Raw genomic sequence first — 15,057 nt, 5'->3', positions numbered from 1 at the left:
AAATACCTGAGTCAGATCCGGTCGAATGAAGATCGAATACTTCGCCATGACAACACCCATCCAACAATTGGTGCAATCACCGCAAGAACGCAAGGAACCTTGACCGGGCAGTAATTCCTGAGAGCTTGTTCCCGGCCGAGGGATCTTGGTTGAGCCAACCCGGCATGTATCAGGGGCGTAGAGCCCGAGACCGGAGGTATGCCTGAGCCATCGCGGTTTCGGAGCACAGCCGCTACTTGCTCGCGCAGCTAAGTTCCCTCAGCCAGCTAAAGCCGTCCGGACGAGTTCGGAGAGTTGCTTGACCGGAACCTCACGCCGATAGAGGAAAGCGCCCAAGGCTTCGTTGTACACAATGCCTCGCACGGCAAACGGCATCCCTTTCCCTGTCTGCAGCATCGTCTGACCGTTCCATGAATCGAGCTTGTGGCCTTTGTAAATCACCCATGTCGCATCGGGACGGGCCTTCGTCAACACTTCACCGAGATACGCCTGCACCTCATCGATCAGTACAAGCTGACTCGACGTGAACGGACCACTGCCCGGAACTCCGCTCTCGGCTGTGGGTCTTGCCGGGTTCCACCAGGACGGCAGATCCACCGTTTCCGTCTCTTGCCGTTCCTTGATGAATGTCAGAAACCATTCATTGACTGCGTCCAGACTTTCGACACTGCCATCGAGTTGCGGATCACCGGGCCCGCTCAACCGAAGCCGAAGACGCGCCAGCGCCGGCTCCAACTCCCGCACATACGCCTCATGCAGCTCCCCACGCTTTTCGCGACTGGCATTCATGGTGTCCCACATGGACTCAGGCTACCCACAGGCTGAAAGGGATACCGAGACGCTTAAGCCGCTTAAGCTAAGCGACGTCATGAGGCGGGAGCCTGGCCACATCGGAGTCGAGAAAAATGCGGTCTTCATGGGGCATCCAGCACAACCAGCGGTTCACACTGAGCCCTCAACATCCCCACGTCCGGAGAAACCGTCAAAGAGACCAGCCGCAACACCCTGCACCGGCGGCTTGCAAGCCGGACGCACACCGGGCGCCGAATCGGGTCTTTGGTGGGAGGCTAATTGGCTGGGTTCGCAGCTCCAGACGGGTGCCCGGGATGGGGCCGCTTACCGTCTCATCCTTGACCTCTGGATCAGCCGACAGGCAGCGTTCCGCTATGAATGAATTCCTGATCGGATACGCACGCGTATCCACCAACAAGCAAGATCTCACCGCCCAATGAAACGCCTTGGAAAACCTCGGCGTTCGATCGAACCTGATCTACACCGACCACGGACTCACCGGTACCAACCGAGCCCGTCCAGGACTCCGAGAAGCCTTAGCCGCCTGCCGGAACGGCGACACCCTCGTGGTTACCAAACTCGACCGACTGGCTCGCTCTCTGCGGGATGCGAAAGACATCATGGACGAGCTCACCGTCAAGGGCGTCAAACTCAGCATCGGCGGATCCGTCCACGATCCGACCGACCCGGTCGGGCGACTGTTGTTCAACGTTCTCGCGATGGTGGCAGAGTTCGAATCCGACCTCATTCGCGCCAGAACGCGCGAGGGAATGCAAGTGGCTAAAGCGAAAGGTCACCTACGCGGCAAGCAACCGAAACTGTCGACGGCCCAGCAACGTCACCTGATGGAAGTTCATCGGGCAGGGACGCATTCCACCGCCGAACTTGCCGAGCTGTTCAACGTCGCCCGCTCCACCGTGTACCGCACCGTCCAAAGACAATCAGTCGACCGCTGAAGCACACACTCGCTGGCACCCGTTGCCGAGCCACGCAGCTCAGCAACGGGACAGCCGAACCGAGGGACTGGCAGCAGTCATTCCGATGATCAAGCCATGTCACAAGGGGACGATCAACGGACGCGATTTCGTGCCCTCGCGAAAGCCGCCACAAGGGTATTTTTCGACCGATTCGACCGCCCGTAAGCGGAAGGCTTCCTAGGCTTGGGTCGGATAAATCCGGTGCACCGCTTTGCCCGAGAAACACAGGCGGAAGGCGAACAGGTGACATTTGGTTTTCACCCCGGCAAGAACAACCCAGACTTCCCCGAAGTCGACCTCCGCCTCCCATCCGGGGGCGTGTTCTTGAGGGATGAATGCTTCTACCCGTCGGCCTGCTGCGATTTCGACCTCAGCTCGGCGCACTCGAACGTAATCGCGGACCGTGGAATACGACAGCTCAGTCGCCGCATGCTCGTCCACGAGACGGGCGAGGATCCGACGGGCGGTGTGGCGTTGTTTACGCGGAGCTTCTAAATCTTCTAGAAGCATTCCCTTTATATAGGGCTTGAACGGATCCAACCGGATTGCCGATCGAACAGGGACCTTCCGTGGCGGTGGCACGGCTGATTCCAGCGCGGCTCGCACGGTACGACGGGGAACGTTATGTCGTCGGGCAAGCTCTCGAACAGATAGCCCTTCAACCCGGGCATCGTGTCGGATGCTTGCAAACAAATCCACTTTTGACATCATTTCCGGCCCCTTCTCGCCGATAACAACTCAGACGAGCACCACCCTCAGGTGGGGCCAAATCAAACCGCCACAACCACCCCGGCAAGTCGCAAGTGGGGCCAAAACAAACCGCCAGAACGGGACCATTTCAACCTGTCACAGACACCTCGAGTTGATCGAAGAACCATTTACGCAGTATCCCTGAGCCTCATTGGTCCAGTTTGAATCAGCGGGCGAGCATTCGGCCTGCCCGCCAGGAGCACCTACTGCCGGAGAAATTCGGGCAGCTTCCACCCCTGGCGCCGTCACAGCCAAGCCCGCCGCGCACAAACACACAGCAATGATCGCTGCCATGAAGCGAGCAAGCAGGAGTTGGGGTAGCTTTCTCGCGGGTCCGCCTCGGATAGTGGATGATTACGTGAATCTAACGATCTGCCGAGGCAGGTCTGCACCATGAAAGGACGGGGTAATGACGGATTCAGTGAAGACGCTTCGTCATGCTGGATTGCGCCTGGGGATCCCTGCGCAGTTTGCTGAGGCGGAGGTTGCCGAGGAAGACGGTGATGGTGAGCGTCAAGTAAAGTTGCAAATTGCATCGCAACGGACCTACTTGGTGCGTCCCTTCAGCGCTACCCTGCATGACGAAATGGTCTCCACCCCAGAGTCGGTCTATCGCTCGGACGGTTTTCTGGAAATTGTTGAACCGTCGGTCGTTGAACTGCGGTGGCCTCGTTATGGGGAGAGTGACGTCCGCCCGATGGGCCGTCCCGTGACGATCGATCTCTCCGTTTGTTTGCGTGGAATGTTTGCCGAGGACTTCGGAAAGAAGGATCTCATCTTCGTCAGTGCGGCCATGGCCGCAGACCTAGCCGTGTACTTCATCGCGAAGCTGGGGTCTGATCGGCGCCCCATAAAGTCGATGAGTTTTAGACCCTGGAAACACAGCATCCCGGTACCCCTGGACGCCGCAATAATCGAGTTGGCGAGCCTGATCTGTCACGACGCTCCCGAGTTGGGGACTGGCAGACTGACTCGCACGGATGTTCTGTGCGCGGCGACCGCCATCCACTACTCATCTCCGCTGTACACGACGGACCCGGAGAAGTACGACGGGATCGGCAGCGGGCTGAAGCTGATCCAGTACGGCCCGCCTCTGCCTGCACCTCCGGAGAAAACTGAGCCCGACTGGGCTGACACAATCACCGCGGTCAATAAGGGGCGAGAAGTCACGGACCGACTCATCGCTCCTCTTCTCGACTCGTCGATCCCGCTTGTCGACCGGGCTAACTGCATCTTCTACGTTTTCACGCGAACGACCTCCGACGATCGAGGATGGAAAGACGCCATCCTCGCCATCGCCGACCAGCTTCCATTCCGCGAACTCGACGACGACCTCCGACTCGACCTCATCGGTGCCCTCGGCGGAGGCTGGCCACTTCCCCGACCACGCAAAGTCTTTGACGTGATCGGGGGGTGGGGTGTCTGGCCGACGGACGCCTCCGATGAGATCTTGGCCGAGCTGGCGGACGAGACCTACGACTTCGGCGCTCTCGACTGGTACCGCAGCTACCTATTGATGGGCGGCCTAGACACCGCACGCGTCAACGAAGAAATCGAGCGCGTCAAGGTTAAGGAAGCTTTACCAAGCAGGGAGCGCATCAATCAACTGATTGCGGGGATGGGAAAGACGGATTTCTAGTCACGGCATTCGTACCCAGATGATCATTATTTTCTGACGCCGACAATCGTCGAGGATGCGCCCTGATCGATGCCTGCGGCCGATAACCCAAAAGAAGGCAGTGAAGCCCCCATAAGCGGGGTCCGGGCTCTGGCCTCACTGTCATCTTCCACACTCGACTGCACAAATCTGCGCACTTGTCTGCACAGCTCTTCCATGCCGACGTCGACGATCACCGGTGTCCCGCATGAGGAACGGTGGGCGGGCGACGGGTGAGTCGGTAAGGGTAGGTTGGTGGACGTGACTAGCCGTAGCGGACGCATCGCCCTGATCACCGTCGGCGTGATCGCTCTAATCCTTGGTGGAGTCTGGGCCGGGCAGGGCCTGAATCTGATCCCGGGAAGTTTCATGACGGGCAACCGGATGTGGCTTTCTATCGGACTCATCCTCGCGATCGTCGGCATCATCCTGATTGTGCTCGGCCTACGACGGCGCGGGCGCACGAGCCAGTGAGACATGCCGTCCCCGCAGTCACTCAGCGAAGCTGACCGACGCCTCGTCGCAGCGTGGGCCGCGGACTGTGCCGAGCGAGTCTTGGTCTTCTTTGAGACGGAGGCTCCAACAGACGGCCGACCACGTGATGCCATCGCTCGTACTCGGGCATTTGCCAAGGGTGAACTCGACACCGCCGGCGAAATTCGTAGGCGCTTCGTCGCTGGTCGGGCCGCGCAAGCCGTGAACTCGCCCTCGGCAGTGGCCGCCGCTCGGGCTGCTGCACAATCTGCCGGCGTCGCCCACATGGGCGCGCACGCCCTCGGCGCAGCCGCTTACGCCGCGAAAGCCGCTGGGCTTGCCGCCACGGATCAGGCCGCGGCAGTCTCCGATGAGATCTCCTGGCAACTCGAGCACATGAATGCCCACGTCAGGGCGGCGCTTCGGCAGTTGCCACCACTTGGTGCGGACTCCGCGGGCCCACTCGGTCCAGGACTTCTCGCGTCGGGCATCCTCGGCTCGACCATTCGGAGACTTCAGTCCGCTCTAAGGCAGTAGCTCGCCAGAGGAGGGCGCCCGGTAGCCGGACGGCCAGTACGACAAATCTGGTTTCAATGCGCCTGAGAACCGAGCGTGCCGACGCTGTGTCAGATGGGAACCTCACCCGGGTCGAGATGATGCGGGCCGGACGGTTAGCTCCAGTGCTCGAGGTCGCACAAGAAATGGGCCTCTTTTGGGATAGGCGAGGTTCTCGCTGGTCCCATCAGCCTCCGGGCCAACCGTCACCTGCAGATGCTGACGAATTCGTGCCTGACCCGCCACAATTCCGGCTCAATATGCCATGTTCGCTTTCGCGATCTCATCTCTGGACGCATCCATGAGATTGCGGATGCGATCAGCCGCACCCCTGCCGCATCATGCGACTTTGGCCTTGGCTATCTTGTCTGAAACGTAGTCGAACAACCAACGATCGGTGACCGCTTTCCCGAGGAGAACCACGTCGATCGCCGCGCTATAGACAATCGTCTGCGGGTAGGCCTGCAGGCGACCCTTCAGCTTGAGAACGGTCTCCCCATTCCTCACCTCCCTTTTGCCCCCTTTATAGATCGTCCATTCTGCGCCAGGTATTTCGTTGAGCAATACTTCGGCGACATACGCATGTACCTCGTCGATCAAGCGGAGTTGTTGGCCCGTGAACGGGCCTGCCCGTTCGCTCCCCGAATCGGCGAACGGCCGATTAGGATCCCACCACGCTGGGATCCACTCCTGCACTGCGCTGTCGGGCTCAGCTTCGATGTGCTGTAAGAACCATGTACCTAAAGCGCCCAGGCTTGCGAGCCTTCCATCGACTTCGGGCCCCCAGTGTCGCGAAGATGAGCGCGGAGTCGAGCTTGCCCGTCGACAACGCCATTTCGGTATGCCACATCCGCCGCCGCGATCTCCGCTTTCGACGCGTTCATCATGTTCAGCATGGGTTCAGGCTATTCATATCACGAAGGGCAAGCCGCGCTGATTCAACAGATCCAGAAGCCTTTGGTCCGGCCCAACTGTGTTGTTTGTGTTAGTGAAGAAGTGCCAGGTGACTTTTCGAATGGTCGAGTCCGGATCTGCCAAAATCTTTAAATCCTTCTCGACCTGGTCCGCTGCTCGCCCTACCCCGCGGCCACGCCCGTGCCTGATCTCGTCGGCGAATCCAGCTCCCCGATCCAACACGTCATACAGGCGCTTGGTTGCACGCTCGTTCGCTTTAGTCATTATCTGCCCTGAAAGCGCGTCCGGTGTCGGGCTGCGCAAGAAGTTCTCGGCGTCCTTCTCCAGTCGGTAGGTCTGCGGGGCCCTCCTGATGTCGCTGGCGGAGTTGACCATGTCGTCGAAGTGTTTTGCGCTGATCATCCTCGAGGCGAGGCGCACGATGTCTGTGTCTGGAAGTCCCGCGGCGGTCAGCTTGGTCACCGCAGTCGGCGAGACTTTTAGTTGCAGATCCATCTTGTCTGCGGTGGATTTGCCGAAGTCTTTCATGGCGGAGCGGAGCGCGGCTCCCGACGGGATCTCGTCCGCGGCCCGAATGAATTGCTCTGTCTTTTTGATTCCGGCTGCGATGTCACCGCCGATGGGGATGAGGGAGGCCAAGCTGAACGCGGCGGAGACAAAGTCGAGTCTGACTACAGCGGCGAGGGCATCACGGATGTCACCGATGGCGACCACTCCGCTGGAGATGTTTCCGGCAAGGTAGGCGAGGCTTTGCCCCCCACAGAAGGGCCTACAAATGGAGCGAATGACGGGAATCGAACCCGCACTATCTGCTTGGGAAGCAGAAGTTCTGCCATTGAACTACATTCGCGTGGCCGACGTTCCGGCTCCGTTCAGTGTAGGTGACTGCTGGATTCTTCCGAAATGACGGAGATCTCGCATCCTTCAGCTGATCCCCCCGCGGAAGTGCGCGGAAGCACGAGGAGAGGGTGCCCGGATCTCCGTCATTTCGGAAGGATCAGGAGGGGGCGTAGTTGAGGCGCGTCGGGATCGGCGCCGACCGCGCGCGCACGCCGACGGGGAACCGGCGAGCGGGCCCGCCTGAGTAACATGGGCGCATGCTTCTCAGCGATCGCGATATCAGGGCCGAACTCGCCTCCGGCCGCATCGGTCTCGACCCTCTCGATCTCGACATGGTTCAGCCGTCGAGCATCGACGTGCGTCTCGACAGGTTCTTCCGCTTGTTCGACAACCACAAGTACCCGTTCATCGATCCGGCAGAAGACCAGCCCGACCTCACGCGCCTCGTCGAGGTGGATGCCAACCAGCCGTTCATCCTGCACCCCGGCGAGTTCGTGCTCGGCTCCACCTTCGAGCTGGTGACGCTTCCGGATGACGTCGCGGCCCGGCTAGAGGGCAAGAGTTCCCTGGGGCGGCTCGGGTTGCTCACCCACTCCACGGCGGGTTTCGTCGATCCGGGTTTCTCAGGCCACGTCACGCTGGAACTGTCGAACGTCGCGACGCTGCCGATCAAGCTCTGGCCGGGAATGAAGATCGGGCAGCTGTGCTTCATCCGCACCAGTTCCCCTGTCGACAACCCCTACGGTTCAGGTCCATCCGGGTCGCGCTACCAGGGCCAGCGCGGGCCGACCGCCTCGCGCAGTTTCAAAGGCTTCTACCGCACCGACGTGCGTTCGACAGACGCGGGAGCCGCGGGGGCCTAAATTGCCGCGAGCTGTGAAAGCTGCCATCCGAGCCATGGGCTGAACGCGTACGGGGCGGCGGCGGCGGCATCGTGCAGCGCCTCGGGGGCGACCCATGCGAATTCCGCGACCTCGGCGGGGTTGGGAGTGACCACATCGGAGGTGACGGCCCGGAACACCGGACACACCTCGTTCTCGACGATGCCGGTCGCGTCCACGGCGCGGTAGCGGAAATCCGGCAGCACGATCTCGAGCGAGTCGATGGTGATGCCCAGCTCGAATTCTGCGCGGCGGCGGATCGCGTCATCCATCGCCTCGTCAGGTGCAGGATGCCCGCAGAACGAATTCGTCCAGACGCCGGGCCATGTGAGCTTCGACAGGGCCCGCCTCGTGACGAGCACCTGCCCGAGGGCGTTGTAGACGTGGCAGGAGAACGCGAGATGAAGCGCAGTGTCGGTGGTGTGAACCTCGACCTTGCCGGCCACCCCGATGGGGTTCGCGTCGTTGTCGAGCAGGACGACCTGCTCAGGATGTTGGGGGCTCATCGCGGTAGTCTGCCTATATGGATGGATCGGGGCTGCTCGACCTCTCACACGAGAGGCAGGTGCAGGTCGACGCCGTGCTGGCGCGCTTCTTCAGCCTAGCCAAGAACCGTGCGGCCGCCTTCGGCTCGCAGTACGTCACCCTGTGGGAGACGCTCGAGAACAACACGGTCGGCGGCAAGCGATTCCGGCCCAAGATGGTGATGTGCGCCTACCAGTCGCTCGGTGGTGACGATCTCGAGGCTGCGGCCAATGTCGGCGCGGCCTTCGAGCTGCTGCATACCGCGCTAATCGTGCACGATGACGTGATCGACCATGACTTCACCCGCCGGGGCTCGCCGAACATCGCCGGGACGTATCGTGATCGTGCGATCGCGACTGGGGCATCCACGAGGGTCGCCAACCACAGCGGGATCTCGGCTGCCGTCATCGCGGGAGACCTCGCACTCTTCAACTCGTACCGGCTGATCGACCGCAGCGGCGTCTCAGACCAGATGAGAACGCGCCTGCTTGAGGTGATGGATGACGCACTCTTCGCTTCGGCGGCCGGCGAGTTGATCGACGTCGACTTCCAGATCGCGGCCGAGGTTCCCCGCGTCGACGACATCCTCACCATGGAGCGCTACAAGACCGCGGTGTATTCGTTCGAGTGCCCCCTGCAGGCAGGGGCGATCCTCGCGGGCGCTTCGGAGCAGGTCGTCTCCACTCTCAGTGACTTCGGCAGGGAGATCGGGATCGCCTACCAGATCGTGGATGACCTGCTCGGGGTCTTCGGGCTCGAGGAGGAGACCGGCAAGACGACCACGGGTGACCTGCGCGAGGGCAAACGGACGGTGCTCATCGCGTACGCCACGAGCACTCGGGAGTGGGCGGACGCAGCCCACCTGTTCGGCGACCCTGACCTCACCGATGAGCAAGCGGGCGTACTGCGCGACGTGCTGATCGAATGTGGTGCAAGGTCATTCGCCGAGGGTCTCGCGAGATACTACGCGAACCGCGCTCTGGCACGGTTGGCCGAGCCGCATATCCCGCCCGCGCTGCGTGCGGAGCTTCATCCGGTTGCAGACTCCGTGCTCGGCCGCGTCAAGTGAGGCCGCGTCAAGTGAGCCCGTGGCACGCGGGCGCGAATCAAGTGAGCACGTGTCACGTGAGCAGGGCGTTATGAGCACCGGCAGGCTTTCGCTGTATGACCGTGTGGCCGAGCAGACCTCGAGCGTGGTCATCCGTCGGTATTCGACGTCGTTCGGGCTCGCGTCCAGGCTGCTCGGACCGGGCGTTCGCCAGAATGTCGAGAACATCTACGCGCTGGTTCGCGTCGCTGATGAGATCGTGGATGGGGCGGCAGAAGACGCCGGACTCGACGTGGTGGGTGCGGGCCGCGTGCTCAACGAACTCGAGGCCGAGACAGAACGCGCGATGGAGCACGGGTTCAGCAGCAATCTCGTCGTGCATGCTTTTGCGCTCACGGCGAGGCAGGTGTCGTTCGGCACCGAGCTGACGGCGCCGTTCTTCGAGTCGATGCGCGCAGACCTCAGCGCGAAGGTGCACGACCAGGCAAGCTTCGAGCGCTACGTCTACGGTTCAGCGGAGGTCGTGGGGCTGATGTGTCTTCAGGCGTTTCTGCTCGGTGAGAACGTCACAGACCACGCGCGGTTCGAGACGGGAGCGCGGGCCCTCGGGGCGGCGTTCCAGAAGGTGAATTTTCTGCGCGACCTCTCGGCCGATTTCGAGACGCTCGGCAGGAGTTATTTTCCGGATGTCGCTGTCGATTCTTTCGACGAGGCGACCAAGTCGAGGCTTCTCGACGATATCGACGCTGACCTGGCGGTCTCGGCGGCTGTCGTCCCCGACCTTCCCCGCAGTTCGCGCCGCGCCGTCGCGCTGGCACAGTCGCTGTTCGCCGAGCTCGCGATGCGATTGCGGGCCACACCGGCGACCGAGCTCATCCACACCAGGGTCCGCGTGCCGAACCCGGTGAAGGCACGCCTGGCGATCGCCGCAGCGATGGGTGCAAAGCCGTCAACAGGAGCAAGAAAATCTCTAGAAGGAGCACAGTCGTGAGTCGCGTCGTTGTCATCGGTGGAGGAATCGCAGGGCTATCCACGTCTGCCCTGCTCGCGCGGGACGGTCATGAAGTGACCCTGCTCGAGGCCCGCCCAGCCGTGGGTGGTCGCGCTGGATCGTGGGAGAAGGATGGTTTCCGCTTCGACACGGGCCCGTCGTGGTACCTCATGCCCGAGGTCTTCGATCACTTCTACAAGCTGCTCGGCACGACGGCAAACGCGCAGTTGAGCCTGGTAACCCTCGATCCCGGTTACCGGGTGTTCTTCGAGAACGAGTCCCAGCCGATCGACATCCATTCCGACCGGGCCGAGAACATCGCCCTCTTCGAGTCCGTCGAGAAAGGCGCGGGGAAGAAGCTCGACGGCTATCTCGATTCGGCTGAAGAGACCTATACGCTCGCCAAGAAATACTTCCTCTACACGACCTTCGCCGACTTCCGCCCGCTGTTCAATCGCGAGGTGCTGGCCCGGGCGGGCAAGTTCATCCGGCTGCTGTTGCAGCCGCTGTCGAGCTTCGTCGGGAGCCGGTTCAAAGATCTCCGCCTGCGGCAGGTGCTCGGTTACCCGGCCGTCTTCCTCGGGTCGTCTCCGTACCTGACGCCCAGCATGTACCACCTCATGAGCCATCTCGACCTGAGCGACGGTGTGCTGTATCCGATGGGTGGGTTCACCCGTGTCATCAGCAGCATCGAGGATCTGGCCGAGGCACAGGGCGTCACGATCATCCGCGGGGCGCGTGCCACGAAGATCCTGGTCGAGAATGGCGCGACGACCGGAGTGCGATACGAGGTGGATGGCACGACGGTGGTCGTCCCCGCCGACATCGTGGTCTCGGCCGCCGACCTGCACCACACCGAGACCCAGTTGCTCGAGCCCGCGCAGCAGACCTATCCCCAGCGCTACTGGGACACCAAACTCGCGGGCCCGAGTGCCCTGCTGCTCTACCTGGGCGTGAAAGGTGCGCTGCCCGAGCTGGAGCATCACACCCTGCTTTTCACGCGCGAGTGGGAGAAGGGCTTCAATGCGATCTTCGGCGACAAGCCGACGGTTCCCGATCCAGCATCGCTGTACGTCTGCAAGCCCAGTGGTGTCGATCCGGATGTCGCGCCGGAGGGGTTCGAGAATCTCTTTGTGCTCGTCCCGATCCCCGCAGACCCGACCATCGGTCGCGGAGCCATCGAGGGTACGAATGGGGCGAGCGACCCGAGGGTCGAGGCGCTCGCCGATCGAGTCATCGAGCAGATCGCGGACTGGACCAAGATCCCAGACCTCGCATCGCGGATCACCGTACGGCGAACTCTCGCCCCCGGCGATTTCGAGCATGACCTGAACGCGTGGAAGGGTACGGCCCTGGGGCCTGCCCACACCCTCAAACAGAGTGCGTTCTTCAGGGCCGGGAACATCTCGAAGAAGGTGAAGGGGCTCTACTACGTCGGCGGCTCCACGATCCCCGGTATCGGCCTTCCCATGTGCCTCATCAGCGCCGAGCTCATCGTGAAGCGCCTGCGCGGGGACACCACGGCGGGGCCGCTCGCCGAACCCCTCGTGTCGAGCGTCGCCGCACTCAGAAAGTCATGACCCTGCTGTACCTGGCAGCGCTGCTCGTGGCGCTGTTCGGTATGGTCGTGCTCGACCGGCGCTTCGCCCTGTTCTTCTGGCGGGATGCCCTCAGGGCCGCCGCTGTGCTGGTTGTCGGGGTGCTGTTCTTCTTCGTGTGGGATGTTGCCGGGGTAGGTAACGGGATCTTCTTCCGCGGGGAGACGTCGTTCATGACCGGACTGCAGGTGGCACCCGAGATCCCTCTTGAGGAGATCTTCTTCCTCACGCTGCTCTGCTACCTCACGATGAACGTCTACGGCGCCGTATCCGGCCGCCTCATGCGATCGGGGTCTGCGCAGTGACCTATTGGGCTCTTAATGCGATATTCCTGGCCGTCGTCGTGGTGGTTCTTGCCGCGGCATCCATTCTCGGCCGTCGTCGGGCTGGTGGTCGTCGGCTGAGCTGGCCGGCCCTCGGGATCACGCTCGCCGTGTTGCTGCTCATGACCGCCGTCTTCGACAACGTGATGATCGGCATCGGTCTTGTGGCCTACAACGAATCGCTCATCAGCGGTGCGTTCATCGGGATCGCCCCGCTCGAAGACTTTGCCTATGCGGTGGCCGCCGTCTTCGGGCTGCCGTCCCTGTGGGTATTACTGGGTCGGGGTCGCAAGCCGGGTCGTGACCGGGACGGCAAGAAGGAGCCCGGCCATGCTTAGGGCGCTGTTCGTGTCGTCCAGGCCGCTGAGCTGGATCAATACCGCGTTCCCTTTCGCCGCGGCGTACTTCCTGACGACCCAGCGCATCGATCTGACTCTCGTGCTCGGAACCCTCTACTTCCTGGTGCCGTACAACCTCGCCATGTACGGCATCAACGACGTCTTCGACTACGAGTCCGACCTGCGAAACCCACGCAAGGGCGGCGTGGAAGGCGCTCTGCTCGATCGCCGGATGCATCGCCCGACGGTCATCGCAGCGATCGTGACGAACGTCCCGTTCCTCGTGTATCTGGTCATCGTGGGCAGTCCACTTTCGTGGCTCGTGCTCGCGATCAGCGTATTCGCGGTCGTCGCCTACTCCGTGAAGGGGCTGCGCTTCAAGGAGAAGCCATTCCTCGATTCCCTGACCTCCAGCACCCACTTCGTGTCACCTGCCGTCTACGGGCTCGTGCTCGCCGGTGCCGTGTTCAGCCCGCAACTGTGGGCGCTGCTGCTCGCGTTCTTCCTGTGGGGGATCGCGTCACACGCGTTCGGGGCGGTCCAGGATGTCATCGCGGACCGCGAGGGCGGCATCGCGTCGGTCGCCACGGTGATCGGCGCGAAAGCGACGGTACGGCTCGCGGTGATCGCCTACATGCTGGGGGGAGTGCTGCTGCTCTTCACAGACTGGCCGGGGCCGCTCGCGTCGATCCTGGTGCTTCCGTATGCGGCGGTGTGCGCGCCATTCTGGAACGTGACGGATGCCGCGGCAGACACCGCCAACCGTGGCTGGCGCAGGTTCCTGCTGCTCAACTTCATCACCGGATTCTTCGTCACCATGCTGATGATCTGGTGGCGGCTGGCCTTCTAGTGCGGTCCTGCGGGTTCTAGCGCGGTCGTGGGGGGTTGGTCAGTCGTTCCAGCCGAGATTGCGTGCAACCCGCTCGAGCACCGCGACGGTCTGCTCGTACTGATCGGGGGTGACCCCTTCGGTCGCGAGCGTGCGCTGGGCATCCACCACGCCTGAAAGACGCTCGAGGGCGATGCGACCGCGTTCGGTCAGCTCGTATACGCTGCCGGTGATTCTCACCCAGTCGCTCTCGACGAGCTCGGCGAGGTGTGAGGCGGAGGTCTCGGCTGGGTCGTCAGCGGAGGTCTCAGAGTCGCCGGACGCAGCGTCGAGAGTGTCGGATGGGGCGGTGTCGGATGGGGCGGTGTCGGATGGGGCGGTTTCGAACGGTAGCGGTGCAGACAGAAATGGCGCCACCGCGGTATCCAGTTGCTGCACCGTCGCGTTCTCTCGAGCCAGGATGTTCAGCAGTTGCCACTGGCGCCGCGTGACGCCGTGCTCCTCGAGTGTCGAGGCGAACTGCTCATCAATCATTCGGTCGACGAGCTTCAGCCAGAATCCGATCGGTCGAGGTGTTTGCATGGTTCGACACTATGCCGCGGGCGACCCGGTGGGAACGCCCAAAGCAGGTTCGCCGTGCTCATCGCGAGTTGAACGGCATGGCGCGGAACGGCTTGGCCGGGTGGCCATCGTGCGGTCCTGCCCGGTGGGTGGTCCGCCTGGGCGCTACGGCTAGTAACTGAAGCCGAGTTCGGCCGGGTAGTCGCCGAGTGCTGTCAGCTGGGTCGCGGCGGCCCTTAGGTGGGCGAGGGTCAAACCCAGTGCGCCGGGGCCGAAGCTCACTCGGGAGACACCGAGCTCGGCGAGCTTCTTCAGGGGAACTGAGCCGGGGCCGGAGAATACCGATACCTTCCCGGCGACCTCGGCCACCGCTCGAGCGACCTTCGCTTCGTCACCGAGGCCGAGCATGAAGATGCAATCCGCACCGGCAGCGAGGTAGGCATTCGCGCGGGTGATCGCGTCATCCCACTCGCCTCCTCCGGCGAGCGTGTCGACCCGCGCGTTGATGGTGATGGGGACGCCTGTCGCCTCACCGGCCGCGCGGGCCGCAGCCACTCTCGACACAGCGGTGTCAAGGTCGAACAACGGCGCTTTCGGCTGGCCGATCGAGTCTTCGAGGTTCAAGCCGGCGGCGCCCGCCTCGATGAGGGCCTCGACGTTGCGCTGCACGCCCGTGGCATCCGGTGCGTAGCCCTTCTCGAAGTCGACGCTGACCGGGATCTCGACGGCCGCCGCGACGAGCCTGGCGGTGGTGAGCGCCTGCGCGAGGGTGAGGCCCTCACCGTCGGCGACACCGTGGGCGAAGCTGACGGCATGGCTTGCTGTCGCAAGCGCCCGGACTCCCGGAGCATCGGCCACGATCTTCGCGGTGACGGCATCCCAGACGTTCGTGACGATGAGCGGGATTCCCGGAATATGGAGTGAGCGGAGGAGTTCGGCCTTGGCTGCTGTGTCGGTCATGACCCCAGCCTGTCCGAGTCCGCTGGCAACCGCCACCGGCATT

The 15,057-nt window shown here is 62.6% G+C and carries 18 protein-coding genes, 1 tRNA gene and 1 pseudogene; 11 read left to right on the top strand and 9 right to left on the bottom strand.

The window, feature by feature from the left end:
• Positions 1-258: 258 nt before the first annotated feature.
• The gene (locus IEW81_RS06825; protein WP_097059860.1) at positions 259-801 is read right to left on the bottom strand and encodes a hypothetical protein; all 543 of its coding nucleotides are present in this window, start codon (positions 799-801) and stop codon (positions 259-261) included.
• 437 nt (positions 802-1,238) lie between these two features.
• On the opposite strand from IEW81_RS06825, the gene IEW81_RS06820 reads away from it, so the two are divergent.
• The gene (locus IEW81_RS06820; protein ID WP_229671263.1) at positions 1,239-1,748 is read left to right on the top strand and encodes a recombinase family protein; all 510 of its coding nucleotides are present in this window, start codon (positions 1,239-1,241) and stop codon (positions 1,746-1,748) included.
• Between the two features lie 204 nt (positions 1,749-1,952).
• Here IEW81_RS06820 and IEW81_RS06815 read toward each other — a convergent pair.
• Positions 1,953-2,480 (bottom strand): annotated as a pseudogene (locus IEW81_RS06815) (IS21 family transposase); the annotation flags it as partial.
• 748 nt (positions 2,481-3,228) lie between these two features.
• Here IEW81_RS06815 and IEW81_RS06810 point away from each other — a divergent pair.
• The 3 genes from IEW81_RS06810 (at position 3,229) to IEW81_RS14775 (ending at position 5,187) form a co-directional block, all read left to right on the top strand.
• On the top strand, positions 3,229-4,158 hold the full coding sequence (locus IEW81_RS06810) for a hypothetical protein (RefSeq protein ID WP_179691767.1): 930 nt from the start codon (positions 3,229-3,231) through the stop codon (positions 4,156-4,158).
• Positions 4,159-4,437: 279 nt separating this feature from the next.
• Positions 4,438-4,650 (top strand): hypothetical protein, encoded by a 213-nt coding sequence (locus IEW81_RS06805; RefSeq protein WP_218839978.1) that lies wholly within the window; start codon positions 4,438-4,440, stop codon positions 4,648-4,650.
• A gap of 3 nt (positions 4,651-4,653) precedes the next feature.
• Positions 4,654-5,187, top strand: a complete 534-nt coding sequence (locus IEW81_RS14775; RefSeq protein WP_097059862.1) for a putative immunity protein — start codon at positions 4,654-4,656, stop codon at positions 5,185-5,187.
• A gap of 357 nt (positions 5,188-5,544) precedes the next feature.
• Here IEW81_RS14775 and IEW81_RS06795 read toward each other — a convergent pair whose 3' ends face one another.
• The 4 genes from IEW81_RS06795 to IEW81_RS06785 form a co-directional block, all read right to left on the bottom strand.
• Positions 5,545-5,805, bottom strand: coding sequence for a hypothetical protein (locus tag IEW81_RS06795; RefSeq protein WP_143544625.1), 261 nt, complete (start codon positions 5,803-5,805; stop codon positions 5,545-5,547).
• Between the two features lie 140 nt (positions 5,806-5,945).
• Positions 5,946-6,101 (bottom strand): hypothetical protein, encoded by a 156-nt coding sequence (locus IEW81_RS14500; RefSeq protein WP_179691768.1) that lies wholly within the window; start codon positions 6,099-6,101, stop codon positions 5,946-5,948.
• 13 nt (positions 6,102-6,114) lie between these two features.
• Positions 6,115-6,834: a hypothetical protein gene (locus IEW81_RS06790; RefSeq protein WP_097059864.1), complete on the bottom strand. Its 720-nt coding sequence runs from the start codon at positions 6,832-6,834 to the stop codon at positions 6,115-6,117.
• Positions 6,835-6,896: 62 nt separating this feature from the next.
• A tRNA-Gly gene (locus tag IEW81_RS06785) sits at positions 6,897-6,970 on the bottom strand.
• 247 nt (positions 6,971-7,217) lie between these two features.
• Between IEW81_RS06785 and dcd the strand changes: the two genes are divergently transcribed.
• Positions 7,218-7,823, top strand: coding sequence for a dCTP deaminase (gene dcd / locus IEW81_RS06780; protein WP_097059865.1), 606 nt, complete (start codon positions 7,218-7,220; stop codon positions 7,821-7,823).
• Here dcd and idi read toward each other — a convergent pair.
• A complete protein-coding gene (idi, locus tag IEW81_RS06775; protein ID WP_097059866.1) occupies positions 7,820-8,347 on the bottom strand; it encodes an isopentenyl-diphosphate Delta-isomerase in 528 nt (175 codons plus the stop codon). The genes dcd and idi overlap by 4 nt on opposite strands.
• Before the next feature lie 17 nt (positions 8,348-8,364).
• On the opposite strand from idi, the gene IEW81_RS06770 reads away from it, so the two are divergent.
• The 6 genes from IEW81_RS06770 to IEW81_RS06745 are packed head-to-tail and all read left to right on the top strand — an operon-like array spanning position 8,365 to position 13,514.
• Positions 8,365-9,435 (top strand): polyprenyl synthetase family protein, encoded by a 1,071-nt coding sequence (locus tag IEW81_RS06770; protein WP_097059867.1) that lies wholly within the window; start codon positions 8,365-8,367, stop codon positions 9,433-9,435.
• A gap of 49 nt (positions 9,436-9,484) precedes the next feature.
• Positions 9,485-10,405 carry a phytoene/squalene synthase family protein gene (locus IEW81_RS06765; RefSeq protein ID WP_308421890.1) on the top strand — a complete coding sequence of 307 codons (921 nt, stop codon included), beginning with the start codon at positions 9,485-9,487 and terminating at the stop codon, positions 10,403-10,405.
• Positions 10,402-11,985 (top strand): phytoene desaturase family protein, encoded by a 1,584-nt coding sequence (gene crtI, locus IEW81_RS06760; RefSeq protein ID WP_179691769.1) that lies wholly within the window; start codon positions 10,402-10,404, stop codon positions 11,983-11,985. Before IEW81_RS06765 ends, crtI begins: the two co-directional genes overlap by 4 nt.
• On the top strand, positions 11,982-12,308 hold the full coding sequence (locus IEW81_RS06755) for a lycopene cyclase domain-containing protein (RefSeq protein ID WP_097059868.1): 327 nt from the start codon (positions 11,982-11,984) through the stop codon (positions 12,306-12,308). Before crtI ends, IEW81_RS06755 begins: the two co-directional genes overlap by 4 nt.
• Positions 12,305-12,664, top strand: a complete 360-nt coding sequence (locus IEW81_RS06750) for a lycopene cyclase domain-containing protein (protein ID WP_097059869.1) — start codon at positions 12,305-12,307, stop codon at positions 12,662-12,664. Before IEW81_RS06755 ends, IEW81_RS06750 begins: the two co-directional genes overlap by 4 nt.
• Positions 12,657-13,514: a prenyltransferase gene (locus IEW81_RS06745; protein WP_097059870.1), complete on the top strand. Its 858-nt coding sequence runs from the start codon at positions 12,657-12,659 to the stop codon at positions 13,512-13,514. The genes IEW81_RS06750 and IEW81_RS06745 overlap by 8 nt, the downstream gene beginning before the upstream one ends.
• Before the next feature lie 39 nt (positions 13,515-13,553).
• Here IEW81_RS06745 and IEW81_RS06740 read toward each other — a convergent pair whose 3' ends face one another.
• Both IEW81_RS06740 and IEW81_RS06735 read right to left on the bottom strand, forming a co-directional pair.
• Complete coding sequence (locus tag IEW81_RS06740) at positions 13,554-14,075, bottom strand: winged helix DNA-binding protein (RefSeq protein ID WP_097059871.1); 522 nt, start codon at positions 14,073-14,075, stop codon at positions 13,554-13,556.
• A 150-nt stretch (positions 14,076-14,225) separates the two neighbouring features.
• A complete protein-coding gene (locus tag IEW81_RS06735; protein ID WP_097060368.1) occupies positions 14,226-15,014 on the bottom strand; it encodes an isocitrate lyase/PEP mutase family protein in 789 nt (262 codons plus the stop codon).
• Between the last annotated feature and the right edge of the window lie 43 nt (positions 15,015-15,057).

Origin of the sequence: Salinibacterium xinjiangense, assembly GCF_014645015.1 — a bacterium.
In the GTDB taxonomy this organism is placed as follows: domain Bacteria; phylum Actinomycetota; class Actinomycetes; order Actinomycetales; family Microbacteriaceae; genus Rhodoglobus; species Rhodoglobus xinjiangensis.
This window is presented reverse-complemented; position numbering and strand designations above follow the sequence as displayed.